Below are 17,256 nucleotides of genomic sequence, written 5' to 3' on the forward strand. Positions count from 1 at the left end.
CACGAAGGAGCACCGGATGTCCCGTACCGAACCGAGCCGCAGAGCCGTGCTGCTGGGCACGCTGGCCGTGACCGCGGCCGCCGGGCTGCCCGCCACGGCGGCCCACGCCGCGCCCGCCGGCCGCCGCCGGCCCGCGGCGACGTACCCGAACCCGCTGGTCAGACAGCACGCCGACCCCCACATCCACCGCCACACCGACGGCTTCTACTACTTCACCGCGACCGTCCCCGAGTACGACCGCATCGTGCTGCGCCGGTCCCGTACGCTGCGCGGCCTCACGGACGCGCACGAGACCGTACTGTGGCGCAAGCACACCACCGGCGAGATGGCCGCCCACATCTGGGCGCCGGAGATCCACCACATCGACGGCCGCTGGTACATCTACTTCGCGGCCGGCCGGTCCGACGACATCTGGAAGATCCGGATGTACGTCCTGGAGAACTCCCACCCCGACCCCTTCCGGGGCACCTGGACCGAGAAGGGACAGATCGCCACCGCCTGGGACACCTTCTCGCTGGACTCCTCCACCTTCACCCACCGCGGCCGGCGGTATCTGATCTGGGCCCAGCAGGAGCCGGGCATCGTCAACAACTCCAACCTCTACATCGCTCCGCTGGCCAACCCCTGGACGCTCGGCGGCCCGCCCGTGCGGCTCTCCTCGCCCACGCTGGACTGGGAGACCCGCGGCTTCAAGGTGAATGAGGGGCCGTCGGTGCTCATCCGCAACGGCCGGGTCTTCATGACGTACTCCGCCAGCGCCACCGACAGCAACTACTGCATGGGGCTGCTCACTGCGGACGCGCGCGCCGACCTGCTGGACCCGGCCTCCTGGACGAAGTCGCCCGTACCGGTCTTCACCAGCAACGAGACCACCGGCCAGTACGGCCCGGGGCACAACTCCTTCACGGTCGCCGAGGACGGCCGCACCGACGTCCTCGTCTACCACGCGCGGCAGTACAAGGACATCACCGGCGACCCGCTGAACGACCCCAACCGGCACACCCGCGTCCAGACCCTGGGCTGGCGCGCCGACGGCACACCGGACTTCGGAGTGCCGGTCGCGGACACCGTCCGCTGAGCGGTCCGGCCGCGGCGTGACGGGGCCGCCGCGGCCGCCGTGCGGGCCGGACACTCGTCCGGCCGGGTGCTCAGTCGCGGCGGGCACGCAGCCCGGCGGACGCGGCCGCGGTGTGCAGCGAGCGGAGCGCCAGCAACAGGATGCCGATGTCGTCGAGGTACACGGGGTCCGGCAGCAGGTCGACCGGGGAGACGAGGTAAAGGACCGCGCCCCAGAACACCGCCTTGTTCTGCACGGGGACGCCGGCATCGCGCAGCAGCCCGCGGGCGCGGACCAGCCGCACCAGAAGACGGACGGCGAGGACGACCGTCGCCAGGACGAGCACCCCCGCGACCACCACGACGATCCACGCTTCGGTGCTCATCCCGCCTCCTCGGTCAGCCGCGGGCGGCCAGCGTGGAGGCGCGGACCACCAGCTCCGGCGCGAGCACGACCTGCCGGTGTTCGTGGTCCGCCGCCCGGTCGCCGGTCTCCTCGATCAGCATCTCGGCCGCCGTCCGCCCCATGAGCCGGGCGGGCTGCCGTACGGAGGTGAGCGGCACGGCGGCGGCCGCGGCGAACTCGATGTCGTCGTACCCCACCAGGGCGATGTCGTCGGGGACCGCCAGCCCGGCGCCGTAGAGCGCCTGGAAGACGCCGAGCGCGAGCAGGTCGTTGGCGCAGAAGACCGCGGTCGGCCGGGGCGACATGCCCAGCAGCCGGGCGCCCGCGTCCCGGCCCGCCGCGACGTCCATCCGCTCCGCCTCGATGTGCCGCAGCGCCGACTCCGGCAGGCCGCTCTCGCGCAGCGCCTGCATCGCCCCCGTACGCCGGTCCTGGCACTGGGTCAGGAACATCGGCCCGCTGACGTAGACCAGCCCTTCGTGGCCCTGCTCGACGAGGTGCCGGGCGGCCAGCGCGCCGCCGGCCACGTCGTCCACCGAGACCGAGCAGCCCTCCGCGCTGCCGAGGACCCGGTCGACGAAGACCAGCGGGATGTTGCGCGGCCGGAAACGCGCGAGCGTGCCGCCGGTCAGGTCGGCCGGCGTGATCAGCACGCCGCGCACCTGCTGCTCGGCGAAGAGCGAGAGGTACTCCGCCTCCTCGGCCGGGCTCTGGGCGCTGTTGCAGAGCATCACGCCCAGCCCCTCCTTGCGCGCGGCGCGCTCCGCGCCCGCCGCGACGTCGACGAAGAAGGGGTTGCCCATGTCGAGCACGAGCAGCGCGATGATCCGGCTGCGGCCCGCGCGCAACTGACGCGCCGACTCGCTGCGGACGTAGCCCAGCGCGGTGATGGCCGCCTGCACCCGCTCGCGGGTCTCCTTCGCGACCATGTCGGGACGGTTGATCACATTGGAGACCGTGCCGATGGAGACGCCGGCCTGGCGTGCGACATCCTTGATACCCACCGTGTGCGCCACACCCGCCATGCTACGCACTCCGCCTTTCCCGCTCGACGCCGCCGGCCGCCGCGCCCCGTGGGGGCGAGCGCGACGGCCGGCGGTTGCGCCCGGTGTTCCGGTGCCGGGCGCGGATGTCGAGGGCTGTTTGCCCGACTTACTCGATGTGCTGAGGGCTTACTGACGTACCGAGGCTGCTTACTCGACGATCTTCAGCAGCTTGTTCGGCGTGCCCTCACCCGGGTTGGAGATCTTGTCCGGGGTGGCGCCCTCGGTCAGCGCCGTGGCGACGTCCGCGGGCTTGGCGTCCTGGTGGCCCGCCAGGTAGACCGCGGCGGCGCCCACGACGTGCGGGGTGGCCATCGAGGTGCCCGAGATGGTGTTGGTGGCGTCGTCGCCCTCGTTCCAGTCCGAGGTGATGTCGGTACCGGGGGCGTAGATGTCGACGATGCTGCCGTAGTTGGAGTAGTCCGCCTGCTTGTCGTCCTTGTCGCTGGCGGCCACCGTGATGGCGTCCTTGACGCGGGACGGCGAGCCCTGGCCCGCGTCGGTGGACTCGTTGCCCGCCGCGACGCCGAAGGTGACACCGGAGTCGACGGCCTTCTGCACGGCCGCGTCGAGCGCCTCGTCCGCGCCGCCGCCGAGGGACATGTTGGCGACCGAGGGGCCCTGGTGGTTCTTGGTGACCCAGTCGATGCCGGCCACGACCTGCTCGGTGGTGCCGGAGCCCTGGTCGTCCAGCACGCGGACAGCCACGATCTTGGCCTTCTTGGCGACGCCGTGCGCGGCACCGGCGATGGTGCCCGCGACGTGCGTGCCGTGGCCGTTGCCGTCATCGGCGTTGTCGTCGCCGTCGACCGCGTCGAAGCCGGAGGACGCGCGGCCCTCGAAGTCCTTGTGCGTGGTCCGCACGCCGGTGTCGATGACGTACGCGGTGACGCCCTCACCCGCGCTGTCCGGGTAGTTGTACTTGCTGTCGCCGGCCGTGTCCTCCTGGTCGATGCGGTCCAGGCCCCACGACGGGGGGTTGTCCTGGGTGCCGTCGATGGAGAACTTCTTGTTCTGGACGACCTTGTCGACGGCCGGGTCGGCGGCGAGCCGCTTGGCCTCGGTCTCGCTCAGGCCGGTGGCGGAGAAGCCCTCGATGGCCGCACTGTAGGAGCGCTTGACCTTGCCGCCGTACTCCGCGGCGAGGTCCTTGTTCTCGGCCGTACGGGCCTGGTCCTTGAGCATGACGATGTAGCTGCCGCTGACGGCGGACTTGGCGCTCGCGCCATAGATCCTGCCCTCGGCGGGGCTGGCGTCGGCGGTGACCGCGGTGACGGCGGCGATACCGGTCGCGGCGACGACGGCGGTTATGCCGGTGATCAGCCGCTTCTTGCTGGAACGCTTGTGAGCCATAGCGAGGGTTCTCCTCGTTTGATGGTGTGGGGGGAAAGCGTTGCGTTGCAGCCCGGTTGCACGAAAAAATCTGCGCCGGGCTGGTTCGAAACCCTGACTGATTGACGCGTCCAATTCAAGACTCCCCCACGGGTGTGACATAGGCAACAACCTTGCAAAAATGCAAATACCGTCACACCCGGTCAAATTGAGCACCCGAGTTGACTCTGGTTGCCTCAACTCCCGTTACATTTCAGCAAGATGGGGCAACAAACGCCTTCCGGAGCGGGTCCCGGGCGGGGCTGGTAGCGGGTGCCTGGTGGCGGATGGCGCTCAGCGCTGGTAGCGGGCGAGGACGAGATTGCCGTCCTCGACAAGTCGGTTCCGTAGCTCCGTCGGACCGATCGCGCCGCTGTAGTACTCCTGCAGCCCCGGCGTGGCGATCTTGTCCTTCCACTCCGGATAACCGCGTACGGACTGCGCGGGCGCGGCCCGGAGCGTGCCGGCCAGCGCCGTGCCCGTGGCCCAGCCGTACTTCACCACCCGCAGCCGGGGGTCGCGCAGCGCCTCGGTGCCCGTGGGCAGCATCCAGTCGCCGAGCGCCAGCCGCGCCATGTTCTCCGGGCGCAGCAGGAAGGCGAGGAACGCCATCGCCTCCTCCTTGCGCGGGCAGTCGGCGGCGATCGAGAGCGTCTGCGGGCTCACGCCCTGGGCGTGCGCGCTCCCCATGGGCGCCGGCAGCACCGTCCACTCGAACCCTTTGGGGGCTTGTTGAACGATCTGCTGCCGGTACGAGAAGCCGAGCGGCACCATCGCGTACCGCCCGGCGAAGAAACCGGGGAGCGTGTCCGAACCGCCCATGCCGAGCGTGGCGCGGGCCGCGCTGCCGTCGGCGTGCACCTGGTCGTGGACCGTCCGCGGCACGACCTGGTCGGCCGCCTCGAAGCGGACCTCGGCGCGGCCGTCGGCGCGGCGGTGGAAGAGCCGGCCGCCGGTGGACAGCGCGAGGTTAAGAGTCGCGGAGACCGGCTCCTTCAGGGGCCAGGCGACGCCGTACTGGTGCCCGTCCCGGCCCCCGTCCCTGGTCAGCTTTTTGGCCGCCGCCCGGAACTCGGCCCAGCTCCAGGGTCGGTCCGGTGTGGGCACGCGCACCCTGGAGGCGGCGCGCAGCAGCTTCCGGTTGGCGATCAGGACGCGCGGCTCCTGGAGGAACGGCACCCCGTAGAGGCGCCCTTGAAAGGTGCCGGTCCGCAGGCTGTGCCGCGGAATATCGGCGGCGAGCCGGTCCGGCAGCAGCCCGGTGAGGTCGGCGAGGTAGCCGCCGTACGCGAAGTCGGCGAGGTCGTCGGAGGCGTCGTGGATGATGTCCGGCGCCTCGCCGCCCTCGAAGGCGGTCAGGAGCTGGTCGTGGACGGTGGGCCAGGCGCCCTGCACGTACTCGACGGGGCTGCGGGGGTGCTGCCGGTTCCACTCGGCCACCAGCGCCTTGTTGGCCCGTACGGACTCCGCCTGCCAGGCCAGGGACTGGAAGCGCAGGGGGCGGCGGGGTCCGGACGCCTTGGAGCCGCCGGAGCAGCCCGCGAGTACGGGCGCGGCCGCCAGTACGGGAGCGGCCGCGGCGCCCAGGAACGTACGGCGGCGCATCGGAGCGCGGGCGGGAGCGGGCATCAGCTCTTCACCGCCCCGGCCAGCATCCCGCCCGTGATGCGGCGCTGGATGACGGCGAAGAGGAGCAGGCTCGGCACCGTGGCGAGCAGCGCGGCGGCGGCGAGCGGGCCGAGGTCGGCGGCGCCCTCCGCGCCGAGGAAGTGCGTGAGGACGACCGGCATCGTCTGATTCTCCGGCGACTTGAGCAGGACGAGCGCGAAGAAGAACTCGTTCCAGGCGGTGATGAAGGCGAACAGCCCGGTGGCGACGATCCCGGGCGCGAGCAGCGGCGCGGTCACGGAGACCAGCGTGCGGACCCGGCCCGCGCCGTCCACGGCCGCCGCCTCCTCCAGCTCGGCCGGCACGGCCCGTACGTACCCGGTGAGCATCCACAGCGCGAACGGCAGCGACCAGACGACGTACACGAGGGTGAGCCCGCCGAGCGAGTCCACCAGGTGCAGGGCCTTCAGCAGCAGGAAGAGCGGGATGATCACCAGCACCAGAGGGAACGCCTGGCTGACCACCACCCACCCGGTCGCGGCCCGCGCCAGCCGCGTACGGAAGCGCGCGAGCACATACGCCATCGGGGTGGCCACCACGACGGCCAGCAGCGCGGCCCCGGCCGCCGCGAGCAGGCTGTTGGCGGCCGAGCGCAGCAGCGGCTGCTCGTCGAACGCGGCACGGAAATTGGCGAGCGTCGGGTCGTGCGGCACCCAGGTCGGATCGATGCTGCCCAGCTCGCGCGGGGGTTTGAAGGCGGTGGACACCAGCCACAGGAACGGCAGCAGCAGGAAGAGCAGGTAGCAGAGGAGGGCGAGGTACTGGGCGGCCCGGGCGGCGGTGCGCTTGCGGCGGCCGGGGGCACGCCTGCGGCCGCCGGCGGCGGGGACGTGGCGGGTGGCTGCGGGGCGGTCGGCGCCGGCGGTCATCGGGGGGCCTCCTCGCCCTTGAGCCGGCCGGCCAGGTACACGGCCAGCAGGATCGCGACGACGGCGACCATCGCGAGCCCCATCGCCGCCGCGTAGCCGAACTGCCCGTACCGGAACGCCTCCTCGTACGCGAAGAGCATCGGCAGCCGGGTGCGCCCTCCGGGGCCGCCGTCCGTCAGCACGAAGACCAGCGCGAAGGAGTTGAAGTTCCAGATGAAGTTGAGCGCGCTGATCGCCAGCGCCACCGGGCGCAGCGCGGGCCAGGTGACCGTACGGAACCGCCGCCAGGCGCCCGCGCCGTCCATGGCCGCCGCCTCGTGCAGCTCGCGCGGCACGTTCTGCAGGCCGGCCAGCAGCGGCACGGTGGTCTGCGGCAGGCCCGACCAGATGCCGACGACGATGACGGCGGGCAGCGCGGTCGCCAGGCCGCTCAGCCAGTCGCGGCCGTCGCCGAGCCCGAGGCCGCGCAGCGTCTCGTTGAGCACGCCCGCGTCCGGGTGGTACACGAGCCGCCACATGATGCCGACCACGACCTCGGGCATCGCCCACGGCACGATGGCCAGCGCCCGGGCCAGCCAGCGCAGCCGCAGCTTCTCATTGAGCAGCAGCGCGAGGCCGAGCGCCAGGAAGAACTGCGGGACGGTGACGCCCAGCGCCCAGACCAGCCCGATGCGGAAGGAGTCCCAGAAGAGCGTGTCGCGGAACAGGTCGGCGAAGTTGAGCAGCCCCACCCACTGGGTCGGCTCGGTACGCCCGGACTGCGCGTCGGTGAATGCCAGCGCGACCCCGTAGAGGAGCGGGCCGACGCTCAGCACGAGGATCGGTATCAGCGCGGGCAGCACGAGGAACCACACACCGTGGTCGCGGCGCGGTCCGGCACCGGCCCGGGGGCCTGCTGACCGCTTCGCCGCGGTCATGAGAGTCACGGCAGGGGCTCCTTGGCGCGGCTCGGTCCGATGTGTCCGGCTGATCCGGTACATCCGATACGGAACGGCCGCGCGCGCCCGGACACACGAACAGCCGCACGAACAGCCGTCGTCATCGTCGTGACAGCGGGGGGTGCCGTCAAGGCAGTGGGCGGGGCTTGTAGGGCCCGGGGGACCTGGACGGACGTGGGGGTGGGTGGGGACGCGGGGCCTGTGCGGATGCGGGGCCTGTGCGGACGCGGGGCCTGTGCGGGCTGGTTGTCAGAGCCGCCTGAGAGACTGTGGGTGATCGAAACACCGGAGCGACCGAGCGGCTGATGGAACCACCGGAGCGTCAGCGACACCGCTCACGGAGCGCAGGAGGCAGCACCATGACCGAGGCGAGTGGCGGAGCGGACGCCACGACGGGCACGCCCTTCACGGAAGCGCGCGCACGGGACGTCCTGGCCGCGGCCGGCAGGCCGGACGCCGCGGCGGACGCCAAGCTGCTCGCGCTCGGCGAGAACGCGGTCTTCGCGCTCGGCGACGCCGGCCCCGTGATCCGCGTGGGCCGCAGCGCCGAGCTGCTGGAGCGGGCCGAGCGGGAGCTGCGGGTGGCCGGCTGGCTGGCGGAGACGGGCGTACCGGCGGTGCGCGCGGCGGAGCCGACGGCGCGGCTCGTGGACGACCACCCCGTGACGTTCTGGGAGCGGCTGCCCGAGGCGGTACGGCCTGCGGGGCCCGGTGACCTCGCCGAGCTGCTGCGACGGGTGCACGCGCTGCCCGAGCCGCCGTTCGCGCTGCCCCGGCGGGAGCTGCTGGGCGGCGTGGAGCGCTGGCTGCGGCTGGCGGGGGACGCGGTGTCGCGGGAGGACGCGGAGTATCTGCGCGGCCGCCGGGACGCGTTCGCCGCCGCGGCCTCGGCCCTGGAGCCGCACCTGCCGCGCGGCCCCATCCACGGCGACGCGATCCCGCGGAACGTCCATGTCGGCCCGGACGGCCCGGTCCTGGTCGACCTGGAGACCTTCTCGCGCGACCTGCGCGAGCACGACCTGGTGGTCATGGCGCTCAGCCGCGACCGGTACGGCCTGGGCGCCGACGCGTACGACACCTTCGTACAGGCCTACGGTTGGGACGTGCGGGACTGGGAGGGCTGCGCCGTGCTCCGCGGCTCCCGCGAGACCGCGAGCTGCGCCTGGGTCTCCCAGCACGCCCCGGGCAACCCCGCGGCCCTGAAGGAATTCCGCCGCCGGGTCGCCTCGTTGAGGGAGGGCGACGCGGCGGTGCGGTGGTACCCGTTCTGAGGACCGACCGGCTCGCGGGGGCCGAGCTGACGGTCGGTCGGCCTGCGGAGACGGTCTGACCGGCCCGTCGGCCAGCCTACGGGGCCGAGCTGACGGCCCGTCGGCCAGCCGGCCCGATCTGACGAGCCGATCTGACCGCCGGCCAGCCTGGGGGGCCGATTGACGGCCGGTCGGCCAACCCGGCCGGTCTGGGGGGCGAGCTGACGGCCAGCCGCTCTGCCGAGCCGATCTAGCGGCCAGTCGGCCTGCGGGGCCGGTCTGAGAGCCAGCCGGTCTGCGGGGTCGAGCTGACGGCCGGCCGGGCCGATCGGCAGCCGTTCGCGGCCGCCGCGATATTCGGTACCGTTCGTGGCCGTCCGCGGGCTAGCGTCCCGCCCCATGCCCGACACCACACCTCCCGCACCTCGCGCGGACGCGCCACCGCCGGGCCGCGGCCCGGACGCCGCGACCGACACAAGCGCCGCCCCGTCCGCCACCGGCCCCGACGGTAACGGGCCCCCGCGGCTGACCCGGCTCGCCTTCCACGGGCCGCTGTCCGAGGAGCGGGCGGCGCGGATGGTGCAACGGCTCGCCGCCGCACGCCCGGCCACCGTGCTCGACCTCGGCTGCGGCTGGGGCGAGTTCATGCTGCGGGTGCTCGACGCGACGCCCGGCGCCACCGGGCTCGGCATCGACCTCAACGCCGACGACCTGGCCAGGGGCCGGACCAACGCCGCGGCCCGCGGGCTCGCCGGCCGCGTGGAGTTCGCCGAGGAGTCCGGACACGGCACCACCCGCGGCCCCGCCGACCTCGTGCTCTGCCTCGGCTCCGGCCATGCCGTGGCCGGCCCCGAGTCCCCGAACAACTTCCGCACCGTACTGCGCGAACTGCGCCGCCTCGTCGCCCCCGGCGGCCGCGTGCTGTACGGGGAGGGCTTCTGGCAGCGCCCGCCGGCCGCGGCCGAACTGGCCCGGATGTGGCCCGGGGCCACCGCCGAGGACCACCTCAGCCTGGCCGAACTCGTCGACCTCGCCGTCGAGGAGGACTTCCGCCCGGCCTGGGTGGAGACGGCGAACCGCGACGAGTGGGAGGCGTTCGAGTCCGGCTACCGCTGCGACGTCGAGGAGTGGCTGGCCGCCCACCCCGACCACCCGCTCGCCCCCGAGACCCGCGAACGGGCCGACGCCCACCGCGCCTCCTGGCTGACGGGCTACCGCGGTCTCCTCGGCATCGCCTACCTCACTCTCGTCCCGGTCGGGCCCGCCCCGCGCCCCTAAGGTGTTTTTCCGTCCTCTCACTTGGAGACACCGATGGCCATTCGCCGTGTCGTGCCCAACGTCCAGTCCGAAGCGGTGGGCGAAAGCCGTGATTTCTACGGCCTCCTGGGCTTCGAGGAGGTCATGAATCTCGGCTGGGTCATGACTCTCGCCTCCCCGTCCAGCCCGACCGCCCAGGTCAGCTTCTTCACGAGCGACCGGACGGCCCCGGTCGTGCCCGACATGAGCGTGGAGGTGGACGACGTGGACGCGGCCTACGCGGTGATGCGGGAAAACGGTGCCGAGATCGTCCACCCGCTGCAGGACGAGGAGTGGGGCGTACGCCGCTTCTTCGTCCGCGACCCCAACGGCCGGGTGGTCAACGTGCTCGGCCACCGCTGACGCCCGCTCTCCCCCGCCCGCTCCCCCGGAGCGGCGTCACCCGCGCGGCGTCACCCCTGCGGTATCAGCGGCCAGGCCGCCTCCACCCGGGCCGCGGGGTCGGCCGTGCGGCGCAAGTAGCGCTGGAAGGAGGCGGCCTGGTCGGCGGCCGCCTTGCGCTGCAGGGCATGCAGGGCCGGCGGCGTCAGGCCGGCCACCTCCGGGTGCTTCGCGCCTATGCGGCGGGCCACTTCGACCGCGGCCACGGCGTCCGCGCCCGCTTCGTGCGCCGCGTCCAGCGCCACGCCGTAGTGCGCGCACAGCGCCTGGAGGGTGCGCTTGCCCTTCCGGTACGTGTCGAGGTGCTTGTCGAGGACGAGCGGGTCGACGACCGGGGCCGGGTCCGTGCCGAGCCGGTCGGACAGCGGCGGTATGCCGTGCCGGCGGCACTCGCGGTCCAGCAGCGAGAGGTCGTACCGGGCGTTCATCACCACCAGCGGTGTCCCCGCGCGCAGCGCCGCCTCGAGCGCGTCCGTGATCTCCGCCAGGCCCTCCGCCGCCGGGCGGCCGCGCAGCCGCACGGCGTCGGTCGAAAAGCCGTGGATGGCCGCCGCTTCGGACGGTATCGGCACGCCCGGGTCGAGGACCCAGCTCAGCGCCGGCGCCGCCCGCCCCGCCGCGTCGAGCCGGATGACGGCCGCGGTGACGACCCGGTCGGTCTCGACGTCGGTGCCCGTGGTCTCCAGGTCGAAGCCGACCAGCGGTTCCTTGTGCCAGCTCATGCGGCCTCCTTCAGTGGTGCGTCCCCCGTGTCGCACGCGATCACGGCCGCTGCGGCCCGCGCGATCCGCCGGCCTCGTCCGTCCGCGATCTCGTGTGCCTTTACTCTCCCACGCACCACTGACAACGCCGCCGGATCCCGCCCCGCCCCCCGGGCATGCGCCCCTAGGGTGGCCGGCATGGATCTTCAACTGGCCGGGCGGGCGGCGCTGGTGACCGGGAGCAGTGGCGGGATCGGGGCGGCGGTCGCCGCGCTGCTGGCGGCCGAGGGCTGCGACGTGCTGGTGCACGGGCGGAACGCGGCAGCCGCCGAGGAGGTCACGCGCCGCGCCGCGGAGCACGGCGTCCGCGCCGACGTGGTGCTCGGCGACCTCGGCGAGCCGGACGGCGCGGAGCGGGTGGCCGCCGCCGCGCGGGACTTCGGGGTGCACATCCTGGTCAACAACGCGGGCCCGTTCGCCGAGCACGACTGGGACGGCGTACGGGACGCGCACTGGCGGGCCGCTTTCGAGGGGAATGTCCTGTCCGCGGCGCGCGTCACGCAGGCGCTGCTGCCGTCGCTCCGCGCACACGGCTGGGGCCGGGTGATCAACGTCGGCAGCCGGGCGGTGCGGACGCCCCTGCCGAACATGGTCGAGTACTCCGCAGCCAAGGCCGCGGTGGTGAACATGACGACGAGCCTGGCCCAGCACCTCGCCGGTACGGGAATCACGGCGAACTGCGTGAGCCCGGGCGTCATCGAAACGCCCTCGATGCGCCGGATGTTCGAGGAGCGCGGCGAGCCCGTGGCGGAGGGTGCGGCTCAGTACGCGCCCAATCCCGTCGGCCGGCTGGGGCGCGCGGAGGACATCGCGGGCGCGGTGCTGTACCTCGCGAGCCCCCTCGCCGACTACGTCAACGGCATCGAGCTGCGCGTCGACGGCGGGATCACGGGCACACCCTGAGCCACCGGCCACGGACACCCCGCGACGGCCGCAGAGGCCCTCGCGGGGCCCGAGGGACCCGCGGGGCCGCAGCCCGTCACGACACCGGCCGCGCGTCCGCCCACACGCTCTCGAATTCCTCGCGGTACACCTCGAAGAGCCCGTGGTCGCTCTCCCGGCCGTCCTCGTGGCGCACGACCTCCCGGCCGCCGCCGCGCAGCACCAGGACCGGCACCTCCATGCCCCGGCTCTTGCGCAGGTAGGACTGGACGACGGCCAGGCCGTCCGGGCCGTCGCCGTCCACGAGGTACGCCGTGAAGCGCGGCGTCTCGTCGAAGACCTGGATCTCGAACGCGCCCGGGTCGCGCAGCCGGGCCCGCACCCGCCGCATGTGCATGATGTTGCTCTCGATCGAGCGGCTCATCTCGCCCTTCTTCAGGCCCAGCTCCCGCTCGCGGCGGCGCACCGCGCTGCTGGCCGGGTTGAGGAAGAGCAGCCGTACCCGGCAGCCGGACTCGGCGAGCCGGACCAGCCGGCGGCCCGAGTAGTTCTGTACGAGGAGGTTCAGCCCTATCCCGACCGCGTCGAGCCGCCGTGCACCCCCGAAGAGGTCCTCGGCGGGCAGCTGGCGCTGCAGGCGCACCCGGTCGGAGTGGACGCCGACGACGTCGGCGTAGCGGTCGCCGACCAGGTCCTCGACGGCGTCGATGGGCAGCCGCCCGGCCGTACGGGTGCCGATGCCGGAGCCGAGTATCTCCAGGAGGCGCGCGGAGGCGCGTTCGGCCTGGGCGAGCACCGTCTCGGAGAGCGCGCGGTTGCGGGAGACGATGTTGCGGGCCACCTCCAGCTCGTCCAGGCCCAGCTCGACGTCGCGCCGGTCATCGAAGTACGGCTCGAAGCAGGGCCAGTGCTGGACCATCAGCTCACGGAGCTGCGGGAGGGTGAGGAAGCTGAGGATGTTGTCGTCGGCGGGGTCCAGGAGGTACCCCTTGCGGCGGCTGACCTCCCGTACGGCGACCGCGCGGTGCACCCACTCCTGCCCGGCGGGCCCGGCGGCCGCGACCACCCACTCGTCGCCGTGCACCGGCTCGTAAATGGGGCGCAGCACGGCCGCGACAACGGCGCGCAGCCGTTGTTCGACCAGATTCAGCCAGATGTACGCACGCCCGGCGCGTCTGGCGCGGGTGCGGACCTCGCTCCAGGCATCGGCGCCCCACTCCAGTTCCGCCCCGATCTCCAGGGGGCGTGCGAGGGACACCGCACCGGGCGGTGCGTCGATGGAGCCGCCCTCATGACCATCGTCACCAGGAGGCAACTCCAACCCGCCCGAGCTCACCTGTACACCGCCTTCCGAACCTCCGTGCCAACGATCAAGGCACCCTACTGCGGGTCCGGGAGGGGGTGCAGCCCGATGCGCCGACTCTTCCACCAACTCCCCTTATTCTCTGTGCCCGTTGTGTCCGGAAAGGGAAGGGGGGCGTGAGCGGAGTCATAGCGCCGTCATGGCGGAGTCACCGGGAGCCGCACGGGAGTCCCGGCGGACTCTCCCCTCGTCACGCTCCTCGTCAGGGGTCTCGCGCGGCTCCGGAGGCACTCGGGAACGAGGCCGAAAGTGATTGCTCAGGAGTCGCGACACGCCCATGAGGCCCCTTACGACGCGTCATGTCGTCATACATGGCGATCTGCGGTCGGACACCTGACCGTTCCCCCGGTCGGAGGACCCTGTTTCGCGGCAGGTTGCCTGCCTTTCGGCGAAGATCTCGCGAACATCCCACTGTTCGTCGCTCATCGGGGAAGAATTCCGGTTTGGTCCGCGGTCGTCAGTCCGTCGCGGCACCCCTCTAGGAAGTGGAAGAGTCGACGCATGCAGGTCTGGCCGGGACAGGCGTATCCGCTAGGTGCCACGTACGACGGTGCGGGCACCAATTTCGCGGTGTTCTCCGAGGCGGCACAACGTATCGAGCTGTGTCTGCTGCACGACGACGGTTCGGAGACAGCGGTCGAGCTCCGCGAGTCCGACGCGTTCGTCCGTCACGCATATCTGCCCGGCATCATGCCGGGGCAGCGGTACGGCTTCCGGGCGCACGGCCCGTACGAGCCGGCCAAGGGTCTCCGCTGCAATTCGGCGAAATTGCTGCTCGACCCGTACGCCCGGGCGGTCAGCGGCACCATTGACTGGGACGAGGCGGTCTACGGCTACCACTTCGGCAAGCCGGAGAGCCGCAACGACCTGGACTCGGCGCCGCACACGATGGCGTCGGTCGTCGTCAATCCGTACTTCGACTGGGGCGACGACCGGCCGCCGCGTACGGACTACCACGAGACCGTGATGTACGAGGCGCACGTCAAGGGCCTGACGATGCTGCACCCGGAGCTCCCGCAGGAGCTGCGCGGTACGTACGCGGCGCTGGCCCACCCCGTGATCATCGACCACCTGCGGACGCTCGGGGTCACGGCACTGGAGCTGATGCCCGTACACCAGTTCGTCAATGACCACCGGCTGGCGGACGAGGGCCTGGCGAACTACTGGGGCTACAACACGATCGGCTTCTTCGCGCCGCACAACGCCTACGCCTCCTGGGGCGACCGCGGCCAGCAGGTGCTGGAGTTCAAGTCGGCGGTGCGCGCGCTGCACCAGGCAGGCATCGAGGTCATCCTCGACGTGGTCTACAACCACACGGCCGAGGGCAACCACATGGGGCCGACGCTGTCCTTCAGGGGGCTGGACAACGTCTCGTACTACCGGCTGACCGACGACCCGCGGTACTACATGGACACCACGGGCACGGGCAACAGCCTCCTGATGCGCAGCCCGCACGTGCTCCAGCTCATCATGGACTCGCTGCGCTACTGGGTGACCGAGATGCGGGTGGACGGCTTCCGCTTCGACCTCGCGGCCACGCTGGCCCGGCAGTTCCACGAGGTGGACCGGCTGTCGTCCTTCTTCGACCTGGTCCAGCAGGACCCGGTGGTCAGCCAGGTGAAGCTGATCGCCGAGCCGTGGGACGTGGGCGAGGGCGGCTACCAGGTGGGCAACTTCCCGCCGCTGTGGACCGAGTGGAACGGCAAGTACCGCGACACCGTGCGCGACCTGTGGCGCGGCGAGCCCCGCACCCTCGCGGAGTTCGGGTCCCGGCTGACCGGTTCGTCCGACCTGTACCAGGGCGACGGGCGCCGGCCGCTCGCCTCCGTCAACTTCGTGACCTGCCACGACGGCTTCACGCTGAACGACCTGGTCTCGTACAACGAGAAGCACAACGAGGCCAACGGCGAGGACAACCGGGACGGCGAGAGCTTCAACCGTTCCTGGAACTGCGGCGCCGAGGGCGAGACGGACGACCCCGAAGTGCTGGAGCTGCGTGCCCGGCAGATCCGCAACTTCATCGCCACCCTCATGCTCTCGCAGGGCGTGCCGATGCTCAGCCACGGTGACGAGTTCGGGCGCACCCAGCAGGGCAACAACAACGCCTACTGCCAGGACAACGAGCTGGCGTGGGTGCGCTGGCCCAAGGAGGGCGAGGACGGCCAGGACCAGGAGGCGCTGGGACTGCTGGAGTTCGTGCGCAAGATGGTGTGGCTGCGGCGTGACCACCCGGTGTTCCGGCGGCGCCGCTTCTTCCACGGCCGCCCCATGGAGGGCACGCACGACGAGCTCTCGGACATCTCGTGGTTCACGGCCGAGGGCGAGGAGATGCGGCAGCGGGACTGGCAGGCCGCGCACGCCAAGTCGCTGACGGTGTTCCTCAACGGGAGCGCGATCTCCGAGCCGGGCAAGCGCGGGGAGCGGATCTCCGACGACTCGTTCCTGCTGCTGTTCAACGCGCATGGCGAGGAGAAGGAGTTCACCGTGCCGATGGACCACGGCCGGCAGTGGCAGGCCGTGGTGGACACCGCGCGCCCGGAGAAGGTCGCCGAGGGCGGCCCGAAGGTGCGCGCCGGCGACACGCTCACCCTGGTGCCGCGGAGCCTGATGGTGCTTCAGCGGCCGGCCTGACCGGGAGCGGTGCGCCCGCGCTCTCCGGACGCGTGCGGAACCGGACGGTCAGCGCCAGGCACAGCACGAGGACGGCGGCGGCGACCGCGACGGCGAAGGCGGCCGGCGGGCCGTACGACTCGGCCAGCCGCCCCGAGAGGGCCAGCGCGAGCGCCTGCCCGCCGACGACCGAGCTGGTCAGGAAGGCCATCGACTCGGCCATCCGGCGCGCGGGCACCAACCGTTCGGTGAGCGCGAAGATCGTGATGAGGTGCGGCGCGAAGGCCACGCCGAGCACCACGACCACCGCGTACAGCGCGCCCAGGGAGCCGACGAACAGCAGCGGTACGGAGAGGACGGTCAGGCCCACCGCGGCGGCCCGCCAGCGGGCCGGCAGGCCGATCCGGGCCGGCACGAGGACGAGCGACAGCCCGGCCACGGCGCTCATCACGCCCATCGCCGCGTAGACCAGGCCCGCGTGGCCGGGAGCGCCGAGCCGCTCGGTGAGCGCGGTGATGCCGGCCTGCGAGGCGCCGAACATGGCGCCCTGGAGGGCCATGGAGACCCGCAGCGCGTGCGCGCCCGCCGGGATGCGGGGGCGGTCGCGCCGGGCCGTCCTGCGGGCTTCTCGCGCTTCGGCGTGTCGTCCGGGCCGGAAGAGCCGCCAGGGGAGGCGTGCGGTGCGGCCGTGCGCCACGGGAGCGTGCGCCTCCCGCGCGCCAGGCGCCGTCACCCCCGCCGTCCGGTGCAGCGCGAACGCCGAGCCGCACGTCGCGAGGAGCAGCGCCGCGAGGGCGAGCGCGACGGCCGGGTGCGCGACCGCCGCGGCCACGCCCACCAGCGCCGGGCCCAGCACGAAGGAGACCTCGTCCAGCGTGCCCTCCCAGGAGAGCGCGGCGTTCACCGTGCGCTCGTCGGCCCCGGAGCGCCGTACGAGGGCGACCAGCCGGGTCCGGGCGAGCGGTCCCACCTGGGGCACCGTCAGCCCGGCGAGCAGCCCGAGGAGGGCCAGCGGGAGCGTCGCCACGTGGGACAGCGCGGCGAGTACGAGGGCAGTGACGGCGAGCGCGTTGGCCCAGCAGGCCGCCAGCACCACCGGGCGCTGCCCGTGCCGGTCGGCGAGCCGGCCGATGAGCGGCCCCGCCACGGTCTGCCCGGCCGCCAGCGCGCCACCGGCCACGCCGGCCGTCGCCAGGCTGCCGCTGGTCTCGGTGACCAGCAGGACGCTGCCGAGCTGACACATGGCGGTGGGCAGCCGGCCGAGGAAGGAGACGGCGGGCAGCACCGGGCCGGTCGTGGCGAGCACGGTGCGGTAGGTGGCCAGTACAGCGGTCATCGCCC

15 protein-coding genes are annotated in these 17,256 nt (G+C 72.6%); 6 read left to right on the forward strand and 9 right to left on the reverse strand.

All coding sequences use genetic code 11. The features are described from left to right. Nucleotides 1-16: 16 nt before the first annotated feature. On the forward strand, nucleotides 17-1,078 hold the full coding sequence (locus tag IG84_RS0124285) for a glycoside hydrolase family 43 protein (RefSeq protein WP_031061124.1): 1,062 nt from the start codon (nucleotides 17-19) through the stop codon (nucleotides 1,076-1,078). 70 nt (nucleotides 1,079-1,148) lie between these two features. Here IG84_RS0124285 and IG84_RS0124290 read toward each other — a convergent pair whose 3' ends face one another. The 6 genes from IG84_RS0124290 to IG84_RS0124315 form a co-directional block, all read right to left on the reverse strand. Continuing rightward, complete coding sequence (locus tag IG84_RS0124290) at nucleotides 1,149-1,442, reverse strand: YkvA family protein (RefSeq protein ID WP_031061126.1); 294 nt, start codon at nucleotides 1,440-1,442, stop codon at nucleotides 1,149-1,151. A gap of 13 nt (nucleotides 1,443-1,455) precedes the next feature. Then, nucleotides 1,456-2,478, reverse strand: coding sequence for a LacI family DNA-binding transcriptional regulator (locus IG84_RS0124295; protein ID WP_245659557.1), 1,023 nt, complete (start codon nucleotides 2,476-2,478; stop codon nucleotides 1,456-1,458). A 177-nt stretch (nucleotides 2,479-2,655) separates the two neighbouring features. Next, nucleotides 2,656-3,858, reverse strand: coding sequence for a S8 family peptidase (locus IG84_RS0124300; protein ID WP_031061131.1), 1,203 nt, complete (start codon nucleotides 3,856-3,858; stop codon nucleotides 2,656-2,658). A gap of 312 nt (nucleotides 3,859-4,170) precedes the next feature. After that, nucleotides 4,171-5,481 carry an ABC transporter substrate-binding protein gene (locus IG84_RS0124305; RefSeq protein ID WP_031061133.1) on the reverse strand — a complete coding sequence of 437 codons (1,311 nt, stop codon included), beginning with the start codon at nucleotides 5,479-5,481 and terminating at the stop codon, nucleotides 4,171-4,173. 23 nt (nucleotides 5,482-5,504) lie between these two features. Next, entirely contained in the window at nucleotides 5,505-6,413 is a 909-nt protein-coding gene (locus tag IG84_RS0124310) for a carbohydrate ABC transporter permease (protein ID WP_031061136.1), read from the reverse strand. Next, nucleotides 6,410-7,339, reverse strand: coding sequence for a carbohydrate ABC transporter permease (locus tag IG84_RS0124315; RefSeq protein ID WP_031061139.1), 930 nt, complete (start codon nucleotides 7,337-7,339; stop codon nucleotides 6,410-6,412). The genes IG84_RS0124310 and IG84_RS0124315 overlap by 4 nt, the downstream gene beginning before the upstream one ends. Nucleotides 7,340-7,710: 371 nt before the next feature. Here IG84_RS0124315 and IG84_RS0124320 point away from each other — a divergent pair, with 371 nt between their 5' ends. The 3 genes from IG84_RS0124320 (at nucleotide 7,711) to IG84_RS0124330 (ending at nucleotide 10,260) form a co-directional block, all read left to right on the forward strand. After that, complete coding sequence (locus IG84_RS0124320) at nucleotides 7,711-8,622, forward strand: aminoglycoside phosphotransferase family protein (RefSeq protein ID WP_051862316.1); 912 nt, start codon at nucleotides 7,711-7,713, stop codon at nucleotides 8,620-8,622. Nucleotides 8,623-9,000: 378 nt separating this feature from the next. Further along, the gene (locus tag IG84_RS0124325) at nucleotides 9,001-9,879 is read left to right on the forward strand and encodes an SAM-dependent methyltransferase (protein ID WP_078649296.1); all 879 of its coding nucleotides are present in this window, start codon (nucleotides 9,001-9,003) and stop codon (nucleotides 9,877-9,879) included. A gap of 33 nt (nucleotides 9,880-9,912) precedes the next feature. Then, nucleotides 9,913-10,260, forward strand: a complete 348-nt coding sequence (locus tag IG84_RS0124330) for a VOC family protein (protein WP_031061149.1) — start codon at nucleotides 9,913-9,915, stop codon at nucleotides 10,258-10,260. A gap of 50 nt (nucleotides 10,261-10,310) precedes the next feature. On the opposite strand, the gene IG84_RS0124335 is transcribed toward IG84_RS0124330, so the two are convergent. Further along, complete coding sequence (locus tag IG84_RS0124335; protein ID WP_031061151.1) at nucleotides 10,311-11,021, reverse strand: 3'-5' exonuclease; 711 nt, start codon at nucleotides 11,019-11,021, stop codon at nucleotides 10,311-10,313. Nucleotides 11,022-11,198: 177 nt separating this feature from the next. Here IG84_RS0124335 and IG84_RS0124340 point away from each other — a divergent pair, with 177 nt between their 5' ends. Further along, on the forward strand, nucleotides 11,199-11,963 hold the full coding sequence (locus tag IG84_RS0124340) for an SDR family NAD(P)-dependent oxidoreductase (RefSeq protein WP_031061158.1): 765 nt from the start codon (nucleotides 11,199-11,201) through the stop codon (nucleotides 11,961-11,963). 76 nt (nucleotides 11,964-12,039) lie between these two features. Here IG84_RS0124340 and IG84_RS0124345 read toward each other — a convergent pair whose 3' ends face one another. Continuing rightward, nucleotides 12,040-13,278: an SAV2148 family HEPN domain-containing protein gene (locus IG84_RS0124345; protein WP_031061159.1), complete on the reverse strand. Its 1,239-nt coding sequence runs from the start codon at nucleotides 13,276-13,278 to the stop codon at nucleotides 12,040-12,042. A gap of 528 nt (nucleotides 13,279-13,806) precedes the next feature. Here IG84_RS0124345 and glgX point away from each other — a divergent pair. Next, on the forward strand, nucleotides 13,807-15,936 hold the full coding sequence (gene glgX / locus IG84_RS0124350) for a glycogen debranching protein GlgX (protein WP_031061161.1): 2,130 nt from the start codon (nucleotides 13,807-13,809) through the stop codon (nucleotides 15,934-15,936). Here glgX and IG84_RS0124355 read toward each other — a convergent pair. After that, on the reverse strand, nucleotides 15,890-17,251 hold the full coding sequence (locus IG84_RS0124355) for an MFS transporter (RefSeq protein WP_031061163.1): 1,362 nt from the start codon (nucleotides 17,249-17,251) through the stop codon (nucleotides 15,890-15,892). The two genes, glgX and IG84_RS0124355, sit on opposite strands and share 47 nt — an antisense overlap. Nucleotides 17,252-17,256 lie beyond the last annotated feature (5 nt).

This window comes from Streptomyces ochraceiscleroticus (assembly GCF_000720485.1).
GTDB classification, from domain to species: domain Bacteria; phylum Actinomycetota; class Actinomycetes; order Streptomycetales; family Streptomycetaceae; genus Streptomyces; species Streptomyces ochraceiscleroticus.